General features: G+C 61.9%; 24 protein-coding genes. 11 read left to right on the top strand and 13 right to left on the bottom strand.

The window, feature by feature from the left end; translation table 11 throughout:
* Positions 1-46: 46 nt before the first annotated feature.
* The 3 genes from lysA to argH all read right to left on the bottom strand — a co-directional run bounded on the left by lysA (position 47) and on the right by argH (position 3069).
* Complete coding sequence (lysA, locus tag HMPREF9695_RS00555; RefSeq protein WP_006018806.1) at positions 47-1306, bottom strand: diaminopimelate decarboxylase; 1260 nt, start codon at positions 1304-1306, stop codon at positions 47-49.
* A 4-nt stretch (positions 1307-1310) separates the two neighbouring features.
* On the bottom strand, positions 1311-1589 hold the full coding sequence (locus HMPREF9695_RS00550; RefSeq protein WP_006018805.1) for a hypothetical protein: 279 nt from the start codon (positions 1587-1589) through the stop codon (positions 1311-1313).
* A gap of 82 nt (positions 1590-1671) precedes the next feature.
* The gene (gene argH, locus HMPREF9695_RS00545) at positions 1672-3069 is read right to left on the bottom strand and encodes an argininosuccinate lyase (RefSeq protein WP_006018804.1); all 1398 of its coding nucleotides are present in this window, start codon (positions 3067-3069) and stop codon (positions 1672-1674) included.
* A 69-nt stretch (positions 3070-3138) separates the two neighbouring features.
* On the opposite strand from argH, the gene tlpA reads away from it, so the two are divergent.
* From tlpA to HMPREF9695_RS00510, 7 genes are all read left to right on the top strand, one after another.
* Complete coding sequence (tlpA, locus tag HMPREF9695_RS00540; protein ID WP_006018803.1) at positions 3139-3813, top strand: thiol:disulfide interchange protein TlpA; 675 nt, start codon at positions 3139-3141, stop codon at positions 3811-3813.
* Between the two features lie 63 nt (positions 3814-3876).
* A complete protein-coding gene (locus HMPREF9695_RS00535) occupies positions 3877-4326 on the top strand; it encodes an ArsR/SmtB family transcription factor (protein ID WP_024919537.1) in 450 nt (149 codons plus the stop codon).
* Positions 4293-4640: an SRPBCC family protein gene (locus HMPREF9695_RS00530; protein WP_244434430.1), complete on the top strand. Its 348-nt coding sequence runs from the start codon at positions 4293-4295 to the stop codon at positions 4638-4640. Before HMPREF9695_RS00535 ends, HMPREF9695_RS00530 begins: the two co-directional genes overlap by 34 nt.
* Positions 4641-4706: 66 nt before the next feature.
* On the top strand, positions 4707-5066 hold the full coding sequence (locus HMPREF9695_RS00525; RefSeq protein WP_006018801.1) for a DUF1428 domain-containing protein: 360 nt from the start codon (positions 4707-4709) through the stop codon (positions 5064-5066).
* 87 nt (positions 5067-5153) lie between these two features.
* Complete coding sequence (locus tag HMPREF9695_RS00520; RefSeq protein ID WP_006018799.1) at positions 5154-5597, top strand: VOC family protein; 444 nt, start codon at positions 5154-5156, stop codon at positions 5595-5597.
* Positions 5598-5733: 136 nt separating this feature from the next.
* Complete coding sequence (locus HMPREF9695_RS00515) at positions 5734-6123, top strand: VOC family protein (protein WP_006018798.1); 390 nt, start codon at positions 5734-5736, stop codon at positions 6121-6123.
* 13 nt (positions 6124-6136) lie between these two features.
* Positions 6137-6514 carry a VOC family protein gene (locus tag HMPREF9695_RS00510; RefSeq protein ID WP_006018797.1) on the top strand — a complete coding sequence of 126 codons (378 nt, stop codon included), beginning with the start codon at positions 6137-6139 and terminating at the stop codon, positions 6512-6514.
* Here the strand turns inward: HMPREF9695_RS00510 and HMPREF9695_RS00505 are convergent, their stop codons facing one another.
* The 6 genes from HMPREF9695_RS00505 to HMPREF9695_RS00480 form a co-directional block, all read right to left on the bottom strand.
* Complete coding sequence (locus tag HMPREF9695_RS00505) at positions 6515-6694, bottom strand: YjfB family protein (protein WP_006018796.1); 180 nt, start codon at positions 6692-6694, stop codon at positions 6515-6517.
* An 80-nt stretch (positions 6695-6774) separates the two neighbouring features.
* Positions 6775-7653 (bottom strand): 3-hydroxybutyryl-CoA dehydrogenase, encoded by an 879-nt coding sequence (locus HMPREF9695_RS00500; protein ID WP_006018795.1) that lies wholly within the window; start codon positions 7651-7653, stop codon positions 6775-6777.
* A 156-nt stretch (positions 7654-7809) separates the two neighbouring features.
* A complete protein-coding gene (locus tag HMPREF9695_RS00495) occupies positions 7810-8739 on the bottom strand; it encodes an electron transfer flavoprotein subunit alpha/FixB family protein (RefSeq protein ID WP_006018794.1) in 930 nt (309 codons plus the stop codon).
* Positions 8739-9485 carry an electron transfer flavoprotein subunit beta/FixA family protein gene (locus tag HMPREF9695_RS00490; RefSeq protein ID WP_006018793.1) on the bottom strand — a complete coding sequence of 249 codons (747 nt, stop codon included), beginning with the start codon at positions 9483-9485 and terminating at the stop codon, positions 8739-8741. Before HMPREF9695_RS00490 ends, HMPREF9695_RS00495 begins: the two co-directional genes overlap by 1 nt.
* Before the next feature lie 132 nt (positions 9486-9617).
* Positions 9618-10190 (bottom strand): cob(I)yrinic acid a,c-diamide adenosyltransferase, encoded by a 573-nt coding sequence (locus tag HMPREF9695_RS00485; RefSeq protein WP_006018792.1) that lies wholly within the window; start codon positions 10188-10190, stop codon positions 9618-9620.
* A gap of 46 nt (positions 10191-10236) precedes the next feature.
* Positions 10237-10434, bottom strand: a complete 198-nt coding sequence (locus HMPREF9695_RS00480; protein ID WP_024919540.1) for a twin transmembrane helix small protein — start codon at positions 10432-10434, stop codon at positions 10237-10239.
* A 132-nt stretch (positions 10435-10566) separates the two neighbouring features.
* Here HMPREF9695_RS00480 and HMPREF9695_RS00475 point away from each other — a divergent pair, with 132 nt between their 5' ends.
* Positions 10567-11445, top strand: coding sequence for a YihY/virulence factor BrkB family protein (locus HMPREF9695_RS00475; protein ID WP_006018790.1), 879 nt, complete (start codon positions 10567-10569; stop codon positions 11443-11445).
* Here the strand turns inward: HMPREF9695_RS00475 and HMPREF9695_RS00470 are convergent.
* A complete protein-coding gene (locus HMPREF9695_RS00470; protein WP_006018789.1) occupies positions 11387-12667 on the bottom strand; it encodes an ATP-binding protein in 1281 nt (426 codons plus the stop codon). The two genes, HMPREF9695_RS00475 and HMPREF9695_RS00470, sit on opposite strands and share 59 nt — an antisense overlap.
* A 65-nt stretch (positions 12668-12732) precedes the next feature.
* Positions 12733-13611, bottom strand: coding sequence for a tRNA glutamyl-Q(34) synthetase GluQRS (gene gluQRS, locus HMPREF9695_RS00465; protein ID WP_006018788.1), 879 nt, complete (start codon positions 13609-13611; stop codon positions 12733-12735).
* A 74-nt stretch (positions 13612-13685) separates the two neighbouring features.
* Here gluQRS and HMPREF9695_RS00460 point away from each other — a divergent pair, with 74 nt between their 5' ends.
* From HMPREF9695_RS00460 to HMPREF9695_RS00450, 3 genes are all read left to right on the top strand, one after another.
* Positions 13686-14501, top strand: coding sequence for a DNA-3-methyladenine glycosylase family protein (locus tag HMPREF9695_RS00460; RefSeq protein ID WP_006018787.1), 816 nt, complete (start codon positions 13686-13688; stop codon positions 14499-14501).
* Positions 14498-15592: a DUF2855 family protein gene (locus HMPREF9695_RS00455; protein ID WP_006018786.1), complete on the top strand. Its 1095-nt coding sequence runs from the start codon at positions 14498-14500 to the stop codon at positions 15590-15592. The genes HMPREF9695_RS00460 and HMPREF9695_RS00455 overlap by 4 nt, the downstream gene beginning before the upstream one ends.
* A 117-nt stretch (positions 15593-15709) precedes the next feature.
* Complete coding sequence (locus tag HMPREF9695_RS00450; RefSeq protein ID WP_006018785.1) at positions 15710-16267, top strand: HNH endonuclease; 558 nt, start codon at positions 15710-15712, stop codon at positions 16265-16267.
* A 92-nt stretch (positions 16268-16359) separates the two neighbouring features.
* Here the strand turns inward: HMPREF9695_RS00450 and HMPREF9695_RS00445 are convergent, their stop codons facing one another.
* Entirely contained in the window at positions 16360-17475 is a 1116-nt protein-coding gene (locus HMPREF9695_RS00445) for an alkene reductase (RefSeq protein WP_006018784.1), read from the bottom strand.
* A gap of 436 nt (positions 17476-17911) precedes the next feature.
* Positions 17912-18853, bottom strand: coding sequence for a GlxA family transcriptional regulator (locus HMPREF9695_RS00435; protein ID WP_006018783.1), 942 nt, complete (start codon positions 18851-18853; stop codon positions 17912-17914).
* Positions 18854-18944 lie beyond the last annotated feature (91 nt).

Genomic DNA, 18944 nt, shown 5'->3' with positions numbered 1-18944 from the left:
TGTCTGGGGAAATGCCGCTCAGCGCGGCGCCTTTGGCGCTACGCCGCTACAGCCACGGCGCGACGCGATCCATCGCAATCAGGGCTTCGGCATCGATGCGCGGCCGCACCACCGCATACCGCTCGCCGTTCACAAGAACCTCGGGCACCAGCGCGCGGGTATTGTAGCTGCCGGACTGCACCGCGCCGTAAGCGCCCGCCGTCATGATCGCCACCAGATCGGCCGGTTTCGGTTCGGCCATCTTGCGGTCGAGCGCGAGATAGTCGCCGGTCTCGCAGACCGGTCCGACCACGTCCGCGACAAAATTACGCGCCGCGTCTTCGCGAACCGGCAGCACGTCGTGATGCGCTTCATACAGCGTCGGACGAATGAGGTCGTTCATCGCCGCATCGATGACGACGAAGTTCTTTGCATCGCCATGCTTCACATAGATCACGCGGGCGACGAGAATTCCGGCATTGCCCACGATCAGGCGGCCCGGCTCGAACATCAATGTCGCATCGATCCCCTTGGTGACGCGCTTGACCATCGCGGCATAGACGGAGGGCTCCGGCGGATTAGGCAGGTCGTGCTCATAGGGAATGCCGAGCCCGCCGCCGAAATCGACATGCGAGATGGTATGGCCATCGGCACGCAGCGTTGCGACGAAATCCACCATCAGCTTGAACGCATCCTCGAGCGGGCCGAGATCGGTGATCTGGCTGCCGATGTGCGTGTCCACGCCGGTGACCTTGATGCCGGGCAGCTTCGCGGCGCGGGCGTAAACTTCGCGCGCGCGGCTCAATGGAATGCCGAACTTGTTCTCGGACTTGCCCGTTGAAATCTTGGCATGCGTCTTGGCATCGACATCCGGATTGATGCGGATGGAGATGCGCGCGGTACGCCCCGTCTCGCTGGCGAGTTTCGACAGCAGTTCGAGCTCGGGCTCGGATTCCACATTGATGCAGAGGATATCTTCAGCGAGCGCATGCCGCAGTTCGGCTTCGGTCTTGCCGACACCGGAGAACAAAATCTTCGATGCGGGAATGCCGGCGGCCCGGGCGCGCTTCAATTCGCCGCCGGATACCACGTCGGCTCCGGCACCGAGCCTGGCCAGGGTGCGCAGCACCGACTGGTTGGAATTCGCCTTCATCGCGTAGCACACCAGCGACGGCACGTCCGCAAAGGCTTCGGCGAACACCCGGTAGTGACGCTCGAGGGTTGCGGTCGAATAGCAATAGAAAGGCGTTCCCACCTCATCGGCGAGGCGCGCCAAGCTCACGTCTTCGGCGTGCAGCACGCCGTTGCGATACTGAAAATGGTTCATGAGATCAGTCCAGAATCGCGTCGAGCGGAATCCGCTTTTTCTCTCCGCGCGGCGCAAGCGGTGCGTTGGCACTGCCGGGCGGCCGATAGACCTCGCTCTGAAGGCTGCCCGCCGAATTCCGATCAGCAATGCCGAAGTCTGAGTTCTGCGGGTTGCTCTGATCCACGGACGCCCCCGGAGGAGCATCGAGATAGGCCTTGCGGCCGCAGCCGGCGAGCGCGCACGACAGTGCAATCAGCCCAATGGCCGTCAGCTTCGAGAAGGAAGGATGAGAACGAGACACGAGTCAGTCCTTGAAATTGCGCGCCACCATACAAAGAAGGTGCCGTTCTGGCGAGGCCCGGATTGAACGAAAATATCCGGGGTCAGCCCGAATTTTGCTCTTTTTCAAGCCGTTTGAGCCACTCCTTGGCCTGCTTGCGCACGTTGTCCGGCGCGGTCCCGCCATAGCTGGTGCGGCTTTCCACCGAAGCCTGCACGGACAGAACATCGAATACCGACGCCGTGATTCTGGGCTCGACCGCCTGCATCTCCGCAAGCGGTACCTTGTGCAGCGCCAGTCCCTGCTCCGACGCCTTCGCCACGATGCGGCCGGTCACGTGATGGGCGTCGCGGAACGGCATTTTCAGCGTGCGCACCAGCCAGTCGGCGAGATCGGTCGCCGTCGCATAACCTTCGCCGGCCGCGACCTTCATGCGCGCTTCTTCCGGCACCAGATCGAGCGTCATGCCGGTCATGGCGCGGATCGCAAGCGAGAGCGCGGCGAACGCTTCCATCGCGCCCTGCTTGTCTTCCTGCATGTCCTTTTGATAGGCGAGCGGCAGCCCCTTCATCACGATCAGCAGCGCCGTCAGCGAACCGATGACGCGGCCGGTCTTGGCGCGCACCAGTTCGGCGGCATCCGGATTTCTCTTTTGCGGCATGATCGAGGAGCCGGTGGTGAACTTGTCCGACAGCGACACCAGCCCGACCAGCGGCGATGTCCAGATCACGATCTCCTCGGCGAAGCGGGACAGGTGAACCGCCGCGATCGCCGACGCCGACAGCGCCTCCAGCACGAAATCCCGGTCGGAGACCGCGTCGAGCGAATTGGCCATCGGGCGGTCGAATCCGAGCGCGCTGGCGGTCGCATGGCGGTCGATCGGAAACGATGTCCCCGCCAACGCAGCAGCGCCGAGCGGACTTTCGTTCAGCCGCTTGCGGGCGTCCGCGAAACGTCCGCGGTCGCGCGACGCCATTTCCGTGTAAGCGAGCAGATGATGACCGAATGTCACAGGCTGCGCGGTCTGCAAATGGGTGAAGCCCGGCATCACGGTGTCGGCATGCTCGATGGCACGATCCACCAGCGCGCGCTGAAACGCGGCGAGCGCCCTGTCGATGTCGTCGATGACGTCGCGGACGTAGAGCCGGAAATCGGTCGCAACCTGATCGTTGCGCGAACGTGCGGTATGCAGGCGGCCTGCGGCCGGTCCGATCAGTTCGCCGAGACGGCTTTCGACATTCATGTGAATGTCTTCGAGCGCGCGCTTGAACGAGAATGAGCCCTTGCCGATTTCTGACAAAATCGTGTCTAGACCGCCGGTGATGTTTTTTGCATCGTTGGCCGTAATGATGCCTTGAGCGGCCAGCATGGCTGCGTGAGCCTTGGACGCGGCGATATCCTGGGCGTAAAGGTGCTGATCAACATCGATCGAGACGTTGATCTCCTCCATGATCGCGTCGGGACTTTCACCGAAGCGGCCGCCCCACATCTTGTTGCTCATATTCTGGTACTCACGCGTTCCTGCTCAGAAATCCAACCGCCAACCGAAGCTTCCGTCAGACGAGACCTCATGCCCGACATCGATCCATCGACGCCCAAATTGCCCCGCGCGAATGCTTATCGCATCCGGATGACCGTCGTTTCCGTCATTATAGCGGCCGCAGCGGGAATGGGTGGGGTATACGGGATCGGTGGGTTAATGCGCAATGCGCATGCGCAGGCCCAATGTGCGCCCGCGGTCGATCTGGCCAGGAAAATCGCGCCTTTTGCCAAAGGCGAGGTCGCGGCATTAACCATGGCCACGGCGCCGCTTCATTTGCCCGATCTCGCTTTCGAGGATTCCGAGGGCAAGACAAGAAAGCTGTCGGAGTGGAGGGGCCGCACCGTCCTCATCAATCTGTGGGCGACCTGGTGCGTGCCATGCCGCAAGGAAATGCCGGCGCTCGACAAGCTGCAGGAGACGCTCGGCGGCAAGGACTTCGAGGTGGTCGCGATCAATATCGACACCCGCGACCCTGAGAAGCCGAAGAACTTCCTGAAGGAAGGTAACCTCACCAAGCTCGCCTATTTCCATGACCAGAAGGCAAAGGTGTTTCAGGAGTTGAAGAGCGCCGGGCGTGCACTTGGAATGCCGACCTCGGTGCTGGTCGATGGTGCGGGATGCGAGATCGCCACCATTGCAGGCCCCGCCGAATGGGCGAGCGACGACGCGATGAACCTCATCAAGGCCGCGACCGCGAAATAACGCCGCAGTTCCATCTGACGACAGCCACTTGACGGCATCGCGCGCGCCCCTATACTTAACCACATGGTTTACTATTCTGCTGACCGCCTGAATCGCGTCTTTGCCGCCGTCGCCGATCCGACGCGGCGCGCGCTGCTGGCGGAATTGGAGGGGCGCGAGAGCGTCACGATCAGCGAACTCGCGAAGCCGTTCGCGATGTCGCTGCCCGCGGTCATGAAGCATCTCGATGTGCTGTCGGACGCCGGGCTCATCACCAGGAGCAAGACAGGCCGCACAGTCACGTGCCGCCTGACAGCGGCCCCGATGGAGCAGGCAATGGAATGGCTCAGCCGCTACCAGCGATTCTGGACCGCGCAACTCGATCGTCTCGCCGCTTTTGTGGAGAAGGACCTATGCTCACCCAGCCCAGCCTCACCCTCGCCCGACGGCTCAAAGCCCCAGCCTCCAAAGTCTTCGAAGCGTGGACGGACCCCACGAAAATCGTCCAGTGGTTCGGACCCGGACACACCATAGGCGACAGCGTCAAAGCCGACATGGATGTCCGTGTCGGCGGCCACTTCAAGATCAATTTCAGCACCGATGACGGTCAGTCGCATCAGGTCGGCGGCAAATATCTCGAAGTGACGCCGTATCAGCGGCTGGTCTTCAGTTGGGCGTGGCACTCGACACCGGAGCGCGTCTCACAGGTGACCGTGGTGCTGCGCGAGGAAGGCGACGTGACACTGCTCACACTCACCCACGACAAGTTCTTCGATGAAGCTGCCCGTGACGGCCACAAGCGCGGCTGGACCGGAACGCTCGACAAGCTCGAGAAGTTTTTCGCCTGAAATGCACAACGGCGCCGGCGGCGACCGCCACCGGCTTACACCTGGAAACCACCAAGGGAGTTTGAAATGCAGTATGTCGACGGATTTGTTTTGCCGGTGCCGAAGAAGAATCTGAAAGCCTACAAAGCTCTGGCGAAGCTGGCCTGCAAGGTCTGGCTCGATCATGGCGCGCTGGATTATCGCGAATGCGTCGCCGAAGACGTCAAGCCCGGCAAGCTGACGTCGTTTCCGCAGAGCGTGAAACTGAAGACCGGCGAGACCGTGGTCTTCTCATGGATCACCTACAGGTCGCGCAAGCATCGCGACGCCGTGATGGCCAAGGTGATGAAAGATCCGCGCCTCGCGAAAATGATGGATCCGAAGAAGATGCCGTTCGATGCCAAGCGCATGTTCTTCGGCGGGTTCGACACCATCGTCACTGCGTAGAGCCACTCATCACGGTTCTGAAACCGCTGGGCGCTCATGCTTCCTCTCAACAAGAGAGTCCGTGCCCAGTTCAACCAAGGACATCCCATGACTTCGATCACGCCGTTCCTCTGGTTCGATAACAACGTCCCCGAGGCTGTCGCCTTCTACAAGTCGGTGTTTCCCAATGCCAAAGTCGAAACCGTCAATGATTTCATGGCGACCTTTGAACTCGAAGGACAGAGGTTCAACGCTCTCAATGGCGGCCCGCAATTCAAGTTCAACGAGGCCGTCTCCTTCTTTGTCAGCGTCGAGAGCCAGGAAGAGGTGGACTACTTCTGGAACAAACTAACCGCCGACGGCGGCGAGGAATCGAGATGCGGTTGGCTCAAGGACAAATTCGGCCTGTCGTGGCAGATCGTTCCGACCGCTCTTGGCGAGATGATGAAAAGCGGCACGCCTTCGCAATCACAGAAGGTGATGGAAGCCATGATGAAGATGGTCAAGCTCGACATCAAGACCTTGAAACAAGCCTATGACCAGGCGGCCTGACACTCTCCAGCGTGCCTGCTGTGCAGGGAATGGCGGTTTCGCCATTCCCTCGCGAGCCGCAACCAATCTCTACACCCGCGCGTTCCATGCCGCATGGGCGCAAGCCGAAACCATCGTGATGCAAAGGAGCGCAGCCATGTTGAAAGCAAGCCATGCATTCAGCGGCTTCTCGGCCAACGATATCGGGAAAGCCAGGGAATTCTACAGCGGCATGCTGGGACTCGAAGTGTCCGAGGACCACGGAATACTGAACCTGCATCTTGGCGGCGGCGCCAATGTGCTGATCTATCCGAAAGCCAATCACACACCCGCAACCTTCACCGTTCTCAACTTTCCGGTCGACGATGTCGACAAGGCCGTCGACGAGCTGGGAAAGCGCGGCGTGCGCTTCGAAATCTACAACGAGCCGGAATTCAAAACCGACGCGAAGGGCATCTCCCGCGGCAACGGCGGTCCGACCATCGCATGGTTCAAGGATCCGGCCGGCAATATCCTGTCCGTGCTCGATGCCAATGGCATGATGTAACGAGGGAATCACCATGACGTCCCACGGCCATTTCCACTGGAACGAATTGATGACGCCGGACCCGGAACGCGCCAAGCAGTTCTATCAGAAAACCATCGGCTGGACCTTCGAGGGCATGCCGATGGAGGATGGCGCGACCTACTGGGTGGCCTATGCCGACGGCGAAATGGCCGCCGGAATTTTTCCGACCAACAGGCCCGCCTTCGAAGGCGTCCCGGAAGGCTGGATGTCCTATCTGGCTGTCGACGACGTCGATGCGCGGGTGAAGGTGGCGATTGCGGCAGGCGCGCAATTGATGCGGCCGATTTTCGACGTGCCGCATGTGGGCCGCATTGCCATCCTGACCGAGCCCGGCGGCGCGGGCATCGGGTGGATTACGCCGGCCGATTGATCAGACCGAAATATCGAGATTGCCGCCGACGCCGGGCGGATTGTTCGCGGCGGGCTGGAGCAGTTGCAGCACCGATTTCTCCGAATCGATGTTCTGCTTCATGACGCTGGTCGCGATCTGCTGCTGGGTGTTGGCAGCCTGCATGGCCATCATGCTGCTAACGATACTCATCACGTCCATGGAAACGCACTCTCCCGACTCACGTGCGTGAACCTAGATGGAGACGGTTAATAAAAGCTGGCTGAGGGAAGCGCGGCGGATTAGCGCGTCGGGACTGGCTTGTCGCCGCGATAGTCGTAGAAGCCGCGCTGCGATTTGCGGCCGAGCCAGCCGGCTTCAACATACTTCACCAGCAGCGGGCAAGGGCGATACTTCGAATCCGCCAGTCCTTCGTGCAGCACCTGCATGATGGACAGACAGGTATCGAGGCCGATGAAGTCGGCCAGCTCCAGCGGGCCCATCGGATGATGCGCGCCGAGTTTCATCGCCGCGTCGATCGCTTCGACGTTTCCGACGCCTTCGTACAGCGTGTAGATCGCCTCGTTGATCATCGGCAGCAGGATGCGGTTGACGATGAAGGCCGGGAAGTCTTCCGAGACGGCAATCTGCTTGCCCATCGCGGTGACGAATTCGCGCGCGGCGTCGAACGTCGCATCGTCGGTGGCGATGCCGCGGATCAGTTCAGCCAGCTCCATCACCGGAACCGGGTTCATGAAATGGATGCCGATGAATTTCTCGGGCCGGTCCGTCGTGGCCGCAAGCCGGGTAATCGAGATCGACGACGTATTCGACGCGATGATCGCCTCGGGCTTCAGCACGGCGCACAGATCGTGGAAAATCTTGCGCTTGATCTCTTCCTTCTCGACCGCGGTCTCGATCACGAGATCGCAGGCGGCCAGCCCGTCGAGGCTATCGGACGAGGTGATCCTGGTGAGCGCCTTCTTGTGCGCGTCTTCGGTGATGGTCTTCTTGGCGACCTGACGAGTCAGATTGCCGTTGATGGTGGCCATCGCGGACTTCAGGCGATCGGCGGACACATCGTAGAGGACCACGTTAAAGCCAGCGAGCGCGGCAACATGCGCAATGCCGTTGCCCATCTGCCCCGATCCAATCACACCAACCGTCTTGATCGCTGCCATTCGCTTCCGGTCTCTGTGCTCGCTATCGCTGGATGCGGCAATGACCTTGCCGCATCCCCTTTAATATTACGTCAAACACCTGTCGGGGTTTCGGAATTCCCGCCCGAGCGCCCAACATAGCAGGTTCCGGGCGCATCGTGCGCCCGGATGTCGATCTTAAAGGGCGGCAGTGAGTTCAGGAACCGCCTGATAGAGATCGGCGACCAGACCGAAATCCGCGACCTGGAAGATCGGCGCGTCTTCGTCCTTGTTGATCGCGACGATCACCTTGGAGTCCTTCATGCCGGCCAGATGCTGGATCGCTCCGGAAATACCGATGGCGATGTACAGTTCAGGCGCGACCACCTTGCCGGTCTGGCCGACCTGCCAGTCGTTCGGGGCATAGCCTGCGTCGACCGCGGCGCGCGAAGCACCGACGCCGGCGCCGAGCTTGTCCGCCAGCGGCTCGATGTACTTGGTGAAGTTCTCGCGGCTCTGCATGGCGCGGCCGCCGGAGACGATGATCTTCGCCGAGGTCAGTTCCGGACGATCGCTCTTGGCGACTTCCTCGCCGACAAAGCTCGACAGGGCCGGATCGGCCGCGGCCGCCGCGTTGTCGATCGATGCGCTGCCGCCGTCGCCGGTCGCACCGAAGGTCGAGGTGCGGACGGTGATGACCTTCTTGGCGTCCTTCGACTTCACGGTCTGGATCGCGTTGCCGGCATAGATCGGCCGCTCGAACGTGTCGGGCGACACCACCTTGATGATCTCGGAGATCTGCGCCACGTCGAGGAGGGCCGCAACACGCGGCAGCGTGTTCTTGTAGCGGGTGGTCGCCGGCGCAACGATGGCGTCGTACGGACCTGCAAGCGAGACAATCAGCGCAGCCAGCGGCTCGGCCAGATCGTGCGCATAGGCGGCGTTGTCGGCCAGCAGCACCTTGCGGACGCCCTTGAGCTTCGCAGCAGCTTCAGCCGCGCCCTTGGCGCCTTCGCCTGCCACCAGCACGTCCACATCGCCGCCGAGCGCGGCGGCAGCGGTCAGCGCCTTGTTGGTGGCGTCCTTGATCGATGCGTTATCGTGTTCAGCAATCAGCAACGTGGCCATCAGAGCGCCCCCGCTTCCTTGAGTTTCGACACCAGCTCAGCGACGTCCTTGACCTTGACGCCCGCCTTGCGGCCCGGAGGCTCGGTTGTCTTGAGAACTTCGAGACGCGGCGACAGATCAACACCGAAACTGTCGGCAGCCTTCTCGTCGATCGGCTTCTTCTTCGCCTTCATGATGTTGGGAAGGCTCGCATAGCGCGGCTCGTTGAGACGCAGGTCGGTGGTGACGATCGCCGGCCCCTTGACCTTGACGGTCTGAAGGCCGCCGTCGACCTCGCGCGTGACCTTGAAGTCCGATCCGTCGACTTCGAGCTTCGATGCGAAGGTTGCCTGCGCCCAGCCGAGCAATGCTGCCAGCATCTGGCCGGTCTGGTTGCTGTCGTCGTCAATCGCCTGCTTGCCGAGAATGATCAGGCCCGGCTTTTCTTCGTCCGCGACGGCCTTGAGAATCTTGGCGACGTTAAGCGGCTCGACGTTGCTGTCGGTCTTCACGAGGATGCCGCGGTCGGCGCCCATGGCGAGGCCGGTGCGGATCGTCTCCGACGCCTGCGCAGGTCCGATCGACACCACCACGACCTCGGTCGCCTTGCCGGCCTCTTTCAGGCGCAGGGCTTCCTCGACGGCGATTTCGTCGAACGGATTCATCGACATCTTGACGTTGGCGAGTTCGACACCCGTCCCGTCGCTCTTGACGCGAATTTTGACGTTGTAGTCAACGACGCGCTTAACCGGCACCAGAACCTTCATCGGTTCCCTTTCGTCCTTAAATGGTTGATCACATCCACTCTAAAGCGGTTGGCGGCGGAACCTAATGGTCCCGCCAATCCGGGTCAACGCGCGAAAATTGGAAAACAAGGAAGGTATACCTAATATCTCCGCTCAGCGGTTTTGGCCCGGCACCCAAAGCACGTCGCGGGCCCCGTTATCATTGACCGCGCGGCCCGCCACGAACAGGAAATCGGACAGCCGGTTCAGATACTGCACGGCTGCATCGCTCACCGGCTCGTTGGGCTGGGATGCCAGTTCCACCACCATGCGTTCCGCCCGGCGGCAGACGGTGCGGGCCAGATGCAAGTGAGCGGCGGCGGGTGTTCCGCCAGGCAAAATAAACGAGTTCAGCGGCGCCAGATCGGCATTGAGCGCGTCGATGTCCTGCTCCAGACGCTCAACCTGCGTGGCCAGCACGCGCAGCCGCTCGGCCTTGCCCTCCCGCTGCGGAACAGCCAGATCGGCGCCGAGATCGAACAGGTCGTTCTGCACCCGTCCGAGCATGGCATCGATGACCGGGGCCTGCGCCAGATGAAGACGGGCCACGCCGATCACGGCGTTGGTTTCATCGACAGTTCCATAGGCGCTGACGCGAAGATCGTATTTCGGGCGGCGCTCGCCGCTGCCGAGCGCTGTCGTCCCGTCATCGCCGGTGCGCGTATAAATCCGGTTCAGAATGACCATCGCGTCGATCCATTGTAACTGTTGAAGTCCCGTCCGCCTCCGCCGATCAGCTCTTGCCGAGCGCCCAGACGGCGAGCATGGCGATGACGATGGCGATGAACTGAAAAAGCACGCGCAGCCGCATCAATCGTTGCGAGGTGTTGGGCGAGCCGCCGCGCATCATGTTGAACAGGCCGAGCAGCAGCACAATCGTGACCGCGGCCAATGCAATGGGGAGAGCTATGTTCGAGAGGAACGTTGTCATGAGGGGTACATAACACTCCCGATGGCCTCGCGCCATCGCCTGCCTGAAAGTGCTGGAGAGAACTTCCTCAACCGGACATGACTTTAAGTGCCCGGCGCGTTACATCTTGGGGGCAATGAATCAGGGTGGCACGTGAGGCTGATCCGAGACGCTTTCAATGTCGCACTCGATGCGTTCTACACGTTCCTGGCCGATGATGGCTGGGCGATCGCGAGCCATATCGCACTATCGGCGCTGATGGCGCTGTTTCCCTTCCTGATCGTGATCACCTCCCTTGCCGGGGTGTTCGGATCGAAGGAACTGGCCGACCGGGCTGCCGAAATGATGCTGGAGACGTGGCCCACGCAGGTCGCCGATGCGTTGTCCGGCGAAATCCATAACGTGCTGACCCAATCGCATAGCGGTGTTTTCACCGTCGGCGTCGTGCTCGCGCTGTACTTCGCATCGAACGGTGTCGAAAGTCTGCGCGTCGGGCTGAACCGGGCCTATGGCGTCGTCGAAAAGCGGAGCTGGTACTGGCTACGGCTGGAATCGATCGGCTACACCATGGTCGCCGCCGTGACCTCACTGGCGATGGCGTTCCTGATCGTGCTGGGTCCGCTGATCCTGGCCGCCGCGCGGCGCCACATTCCGCTTCGGATCGAACCGAACGAAGATCTGTTTACGATCCTGCGCTTCGGGCTGACCATTGTCGCGCTGATCGTGACGCTTGTGATCCTGCACAAGTGGCTGCCGGCCGGAACGCGCCGCATGCGCGAGATTATGCCGGGCATTGTCTTCACGATGATCGGATCGCTCGTCTCCGGCGTGGTGTTTGGCCAGTACCTCGCGCGTTTCGCCAGCAACTACGTCACGACCTATGCCGGCCTGGCGTCGGTGATGATCGCGCTGGTGTTTCTGTATTTCATCGCGGCGATTTTCGTTTACGGCGGTGAACTCAACGCCTCGATCGTCAAGTGGCAGAACGCTGCGTCGCCTGAAGAAGCGCCGTCGCCAGCGCGCGCGGGCTGACCGGTTTGGTCAGGAACGCATCGGCGCCGGCGGCGAGCGAGGCCTGCTCATCATCTGCTCGCCCCGAAACGCCGATAATGGCGATACGCCCGCAACGTCCTTCAAGCGCCCGGACGCGCCGGATCGCTTCAACGCCGTCGATGCCCGGAAGCACCATGTCCATCAGCACCGCATCAAAGTCGCCCTGCGCGATCCGCTCCGGCGCCGCCTCGCCGCGTCCGATGAATTCGGTCTGATGGCCGAGCTCGGTCAGAATGGCGTTGAGCACGACGCGGCCGAATGGATTGTCTTCAATGCTCAGGATGCGAAGACCTCGCGACGCGCGCGGCACATCCGATCCCGGCGCCGGTGGCTTCAGCGCCTTCGCCCGCTTGAGCGCAACGGTCAGCACGAATGTCATGCCGCCGCCCGCTCGCTGGCTTGCCGTGATGTCGCCGCCCATGGCGCGGGCGAGTTGCTTGACCGACGACAATCCAAGGCCCGCACCGCCGAAACGCGACGCGATGCTGACATTCGCCTGCGAGAAAGGTTTGAACAGCCGCTTGATCTCCGCGAGCGAAAGACCGATGCCACTGTCGGAGACCGAGAACGTCACATCCAGTCTGTCGCCTGGGCCTGCGCTGGCCGAAACGTCGAGGGCCACCGTGCCCTGCTGGGTAAACTTGACGGCGTTGTCGATCAGGTTTTCCAGCGCCGCCCGCAGGCGCACCGGATCGCCGGTCACAAAGACCGGCAGTTTTGCCGCGATCTCGACCTGCGATTGCAGCCCCTTCGCCGCGGCACGCCCAGCCAGGGAATCCCCCATCGCCCGTGACAGCGCCTGAAGATCGAAAAAGTCTTGGCGCACCGCCAGCCCGGTGGTGTCGTGGCGCGCCGCATCGACGAACAAGGTGGCCAGTGCGGCGAGATGCTCCGCACCGACCTTGATCGTATCCACCCAGCGCCGCTCGCGCTCACCGAGTTCGGATGTCGCCAGCAGTGAACTGATTGCCAGAATGCCGGTCAGCGGAGTGCGGACTTCGTGGGCGAAGGCCGCCAGCGCCGTCTCGACGATCCGCGATTCCGAAGCCGGCTGTTTGACCCTCCGCTTCGCAGCAGCCTTTTTGACGGCCGCCTTTTTCGAGGCAACCGGCTTCGCCCCACGCGTCTTCCGCGCAGGCGTCTTGGCGCCGCGCTTGACGCGCGACTCCAGGCTACGCTTGACGCGCGATTTCGCCGCCATGATTCCCCACCCATCCAGCCTCCAACATGACATGTCGGAGGCTGCCGAGTCACGCTACGGCGGGTTTAAGCGGGGTTAATACCAACAAGACGCCGCACCTGCGCCGGTGTCGTCCCACCGGCCCGCAAATCCCGGAGCGCCGTGGACCGCGTCGATTTCGACAGCTTCTGTCCTGCCTCGTCCAGCACGAGGCCATGGTGGCGGTAAACCGGCTGCGGCAGCCCGAGTAATTCCTGCAACAGCCGGTGCACGCCGGTCGCCCAGAACAGGTCCTGGCCCCGCACGACATCGGTGATGCCTTGCAGGGCGTCGTCGATCACAACCGACAGATGGTAACTCGTCGGCGTGTCCTTGCGGGCCAGGATGACGTCGCCCCATTGCTCGGGCTTTGCCGGCACCTGTCCGGTCTCGCCACCCGGACCGGCGCCTCGCTCCGTCCAGAACAAGGGATCGGCACGCGCCGCCGCCGCGTCCATATCGAGCCGCAAGGCGTAGGGCGCTCCCGACGACAGGCTTCGATCACGCTCGTCGATCGCCAGATGCCTGCCGGTTCCGGGATAGACCGGAGCGCCATCGGGATCGCGCGGCCATGGTCCCGCCCGGTCCTTCGCATCGACCAGCCGGGCGATTTCTGCGCGGCTCTCGAATGCGGGATACAGCAGGCCCTCGCGCATCAGGCGATCGACGGCCTCGCGATAGAGCGCGAGGTGCTCCGACTGCCGCCGCACCGGCTCTTCCCATGTCAGGCCCAGCCACGCGAGATCCTCATAGATCGCCTGCTCGTATTCGGGCCGGCAGCGGGTGGTGTCGATGTCTTCGATGCGCAGCAGCAACCGCCCGCCACTTTGCCGGGCGAGATCGAAGTTCAGCAGCGCCGAGCGCGCATGTCCAAGATGAAGAAATCCATTCGGACTTGGCGCGAAACGGAAAACGGGTGGCGGCATGGTTCGATCCTGTTCGACGCATCGTGCCCCGGCAATTGCACTCGCGTCCGATTCCCTTCATGCTCACAAAACCAATGACAGTCCATCTCAACACGCAAGCGGACCTTGAAGACGCGGTCCATGCGCTGGTCCGTTTCGATCCCCGGCTCGGCCCCGTGCTCGATGTCGCCGGGATGCCGAACCTGCGGAGGCGCGAGCCCGGCTTCGCAGGTCTCGCGGCCATCGTCTGCGGACAGCAGTTGTCGACAAAAGCCGCCGCCGCCATCTGGGGCCGTGTCAGCACGACGTTCGATCCCTTTCATCATGACAAGCTCAAGAGCGCACGCGCGGACCGGCTCGGACGTCTCGGCTTGTCTGCGGCGAAAATCAAATCGCTGAAATTCATTGCGCGCGAATTAAGCGAGGAACGGCTCAACCTCGAAGTGCTCGCGGAGGAAGACGCGGACGCCGCCCATGCGACCCTGACGAAGCTGCACGGCATCGGACCATGGACCGCGGACATCTATCTGCTGTTCTGTCTCGGTCACGGCGATGCATGGCCGGCGGGCGATCTTGCCATTCAGGAGGCGATGCGCATCGGCCTCGCCTTGAAGTCGCGGCCAACGGTCAAGGAGATGCATCCGCTGGCGGAGCCGTGGCGGCCGTTTCGCGGCGCAGCCGCGCATCTGTGGTGGTCGTACTATCACGCTATCAAGAAGCGCGAAGGCGTGATCGCAGGAACAGCTACAGCGTCGCCAAAAACGACCACCAAGAAGAAACCTGCAAAAGCGAAAACCGTTTCAAACACCAAGGGCGTTTTAAACAAATCCCGCGTCGCAAAAGCGTCAGCGAAGCCGGCGAAGAATGCGCTACCAAAGAAAGCAGCGAAGACAACGGGAGCGCGGAAATGACATCGTCCACTCAATTCATTGTGGAGCGGAACGATCTGGCGAAGTGCAGGCTGATCGAGACGCCGCTGCCAGGCGTGATGCAATTACCCGAGGATGGCTTGCTGGTGAAGGTCGAGCGTTTCGCATTCACCGCGAACAACATCACCTACGCGATGCTCGGCGACCAGTTGAAGTACTGGCATCTGTTTCCGACACCCGAGGGCTTCGGCAACATTCCGGTCTGGGGATTCGGCCGGGTCATCGAATCGCGTCATCCGGAGATCGCGGCGGGCGAAGTGCTGTTCGGCTATCTGCCGATGGCGACGCATCTCGTGATCGAAGCCGCCGACGTCAGGAAAGCAGGTTTTCGCGATGCCGCCGCGCACCGGCAGAGCGTTTCGCCGGTTTACAATACCTATGCCCGCGTCACCGGCGATCCCGCCTTCGAGGGCCGCGAAGGCGACTATCAGGCGCTGCTGCGGCCGCTGTTCATGCTCTCGTTCCTGGTGGACGATTTCCTCGCCGACAAGGACTTCTTCGGCGCGAAAACCGTGATCCTTTCCAGCGCATCGAGCAAGACCGCGTTCGGGCTGGCGTGGCTGCTGCACAGCCACCGCAAGCCGGTGCGCGTGATCGGACTCACGGCGGCGGGGAATAGGGACTTCGTCACATCGCTCGGCTGTTACGACGAGGTCGTGATATACGACAACATCGAGACCATTCCCGCGGATCAGCCGGTCGCCTTCGTCGATATGGCGGGCAATCCCGATCTGCGCACCCGGCTGCACAGGCACTTCGGCGGCCAGTTGGTTTACAGCGGACGGGTCGGCCTGACCCATCAGGATGCAGCGCCTGACGACGACGCCCTGCCCGGCGCCAAGCCGACATGGTTCTTTGCGCCGGACCAGATTCGCAAGCGCGCCAAGGAATGGGGTCCCGGAGGAATCGACCAGCGATTCGGCGCGGTCTGGTCCGGCTTCACCGCCGCGATGGGCCCCAAGCTCGATGTGATCGAAAGCCGGGGTTCCGACGCGGTCCAGCAGGTTTACCTGGATACGCTCAAAGGCCGCGTAAAACCGGCACAAGCGCACATGCTGTCGATGGCCGATTGAGGCGAAGCGCTCACCGGCAGGTGAGCGGAAACGCTCTTCACAATCCCGTCACGCTGCCTGTAGTATGTCATCCCAAGCTGCTTCGCAGCCAATTGGGGTTGGGGCCAGGAGCGTTACTTGAACGCACATGTGTCACAAGGCGGTTGGCCGGTCCTCGTGCTGAATGCGGACTTCCGGCCGCTGAGCTACTATCCACTCTCGCTGTGGTCCTGGCAGGACGCTGTCAAGGCCGTGTTTCTCGACCGCGTCAATATCGTCGCCAATTACGACCACGCGGTTCACAGCCCGACCTTCGAGATGCGGCTGCCGAGCGTGGTTTCGCTCAAGTCGTTCGTGAAGCCGACGACGCATCCCGCCTTCACCCGGTTCAATGTTTTCCTGCGCGACCGCTTCTCCTGCCAGTATTGCACCTCGCAGGAAGACCTGACCTTCGATCACATCATCCCGCGCTCCCGCGGCGGCCAGACCACGTGGGAAAACGTCGTCGCGGCATGCTCGCCGTGCAACCTGCGCAAGGGCAACATGACGATGGCGCAGGCGAAAATGCATCCGCGCCAGATGCCGTTCGCGCCGACGGTGCACCAGCTTCACCGCAACGGCCGGCTGTTCCCGCCGAACTACCTGCACGAAAGCTGGCTCGACTATCTCTACTGGGACACCGAACTCGACCCGTAGGATTCCGGCTTAATGGCCAGTCGCTCGCGGCGTTGCAGGGAGAGAAGTCACTCCCTGCTTTGATACCGAGCTCGATCCGTAAGCGTTCGCGCTCAGGCTTCCTGATGGAACGGATAATCCGTGTAGCCCGCTTCCGCGCCGCCGTAAAACGTCGCCCGATTGTACGGCGTGAGCGGCGACTTGCGTTTGAGGCGAAGCGGCAGATCCGGATTCGAAATAAAGTGACGGCCGAAAGCGACCGCATCCGCCTTGCCTGATGCGATGGCATTTTCTGCGGTCTCACCGGTGAAGCCACCCGCCGTGATCAGGACGCCCGGCCAGAGCGGCCTGAACAACTCCATCGCCGACGGCACGTTCTGATGATTGACCTCGGCACGGCCTGCGCCGCTGCTGCGCGGCTCGATGAAATGCAGATAGGCCAGACCGCGCGTGCCCAGCATCCGCACCACATGGCTGTAGAGCGGCATTGGATCGGCCTCGCCGGTGTCGTTGGCGACACCGTAAGGCGACAGACGCACGGCCACACGATCGGCGCCCCAGACGCCAATGGCAGCATCGGTGACTTCGGCGAGCAGACGTGCGCGGTTCTCGATCGATCCGCCGTACGCATCTGTCCGCTGGTTGATGCGCGACTGAAGAAACTGCTCAAGCAGATAGCCGTTCGCGCCATGGATCTCGACGCCGTCGAACCCGGCTTCCTGCGCGTTCCGCGCTCCCTCGCGGAAGCTGTCGACGATTCCCGCGATCTCGCCGGTTTCGAGCGCCCGCGGCGTCTCGTAAGGCACCTGCTTTCCATCGGCGGTCATGGCGGTGAAATTGCCGGAGATCGGAACCGCTGACGGCGCGACCGGCAAGGCCCCGCCGGGCTGGAACGAGGAGTGCGAGACACGCCCGACGTGCCAGAGCTGCAGGAAGATGATGCCGCCCTTGGCATGAACCGCATCGGTGATTTCGCGCCATCCAGCAATCTGCTCGCGCGAATAGATGCCCGGCGTTCTGGGATTCCCTCGTCCGGTTTGAACGACCGGCGATGCTTCGGCGATAATCAAGCCGCCCTGCGTGGCGCGCTGCTGGTAGTATTCGAGGTTCAACGGATGCGGCGCGTTATCCTGCTGCGCGGCCCGCATCCGGGTCAGCGGAGCCATGACGACGCGGTGGCTGAGCTGATACGGCCCGACTTTCAGGGGAGAGAAAAGCGAGGAGGACATCACGCAAGCTCCGGAGTCTGCATCAAGGGTTTTGACGCGTTATCACAGCTTGCGTTTTTTCTCTTCATTTCGCGCGCGCATGGCAGACCTACGCTCCGATGATGCGGCCACTGACCAAGCTGCGCATTCGATCGCCGGAGGCAAATTTCCTATTGTCGCGCCGATGCGTCGTCTTCCACGCCAGACTTCACAGCGGGAACGCCAGCATTCTGATTCAAGGTCATCGCCGACCAAAAGATGGACAAGGCAATACTTGTCATTACACGCGGCATGAGGAACAACATCTCTAATCTCCACATAAACTTGTGGAGCAACCTTTGAAGGGAAGCAGTTGTTCCTGAGCGCGGCACGCAAAAAATAATAAAGGTCAGGAACTTCCTTGACGCGAACGCGCAGACATCACGGTTGAACCGGAGCCTCACAGATCTCCGTGGGCCTAGGCAGCCGCCCTCCGCGCCGCGCGCTTGATCGCCTGAGGCGGCTGGCCGAATGCCCGCAGGAATGCACGGCGCATCCGCTCGGGATCGGAAAACCCGGTCTCGCGCGCGATCACATCAACGGGATGCTGTGCCTCCTCCATCATGAGGCGCGCCGCTTCGACACGGAGGTTCTCGACGGCTTTCGCCGGCGACTGTCCGGTTTCCGAGCGGAACGCACGGCTGAACTGGCGCGGACTGAGCCGCGCGGCTTCCGCCAACACCTCGACCGACAAATCGGTCTTCAGATTTTTCTTTGCGAAAGCGAGTGCATCCTGAATGCGGTCAGACTTCGGCTGAAGTTCGAGCAGCGCCGAGAACTGCGACTGCCCGCCAGTCCTGCGATGATAGACCACCATCTTGCGTGCGATGCCGCGCGCAATGTCGGTACCGAGATCGTCCTCGACCATCGCCAGACAAAGGTCGATGCATGATGTCATACCGGCTGACGTCCATACCGATCCATCGACGATGAAGATTCTGTCTTCCTGAACTTTGATCTTCGGAAAGCGGGCCTGCATGTCCCGTGCGAACGCCCAGTGCGTGGTGGCGCGCCGCCCGTCGAGGATGCCAGCTTCCGCGAGCACAAAGGCACCGGTGCAGATGCTGGCGATCCGCCGCGACACCTTGCTCGCCGCACTCATGAAAGCGAGCAGTCCAGCGGATGCTGGAACGGGCGACATCCAGCCGGTCACCAGGACCGTGTCGAATTTCGCCGCGCTGAAGGTTGTGGTCTCGATCGGGACGCCCGATGAACTGGCGACCGGCCCGCCGCGCTCCGACAAAAGCTCGATCTCATAGGACGGCGAATATCCCACCATGTTCGCCAGCTCGAACACCGAAATCGCAGCCAGATCAAGGATTTGGAAGCCCGGAAAGATCACGAGACCGATGCGCTTCATGCCAGCTCGCCTCTCTCAACATTGTCCTAAAACGAGGTATCTATGACATTCAAGACAGACCCCTAAGCTCCTAGGTTGATCCCGTCAAGCC

This window comes from Afipia broomeae ATCC 49717 (assembly GCF_000314675.2).
GTDB lineage: Bacteria > Pseudomonadota > Alphaproteobacteria > Rhizobiales > Xanthobacteraceae > Afipia > Afipia broomeae.
This window is presented reverse-complemented; position numbering and strand designations above follow the sequence as displayed.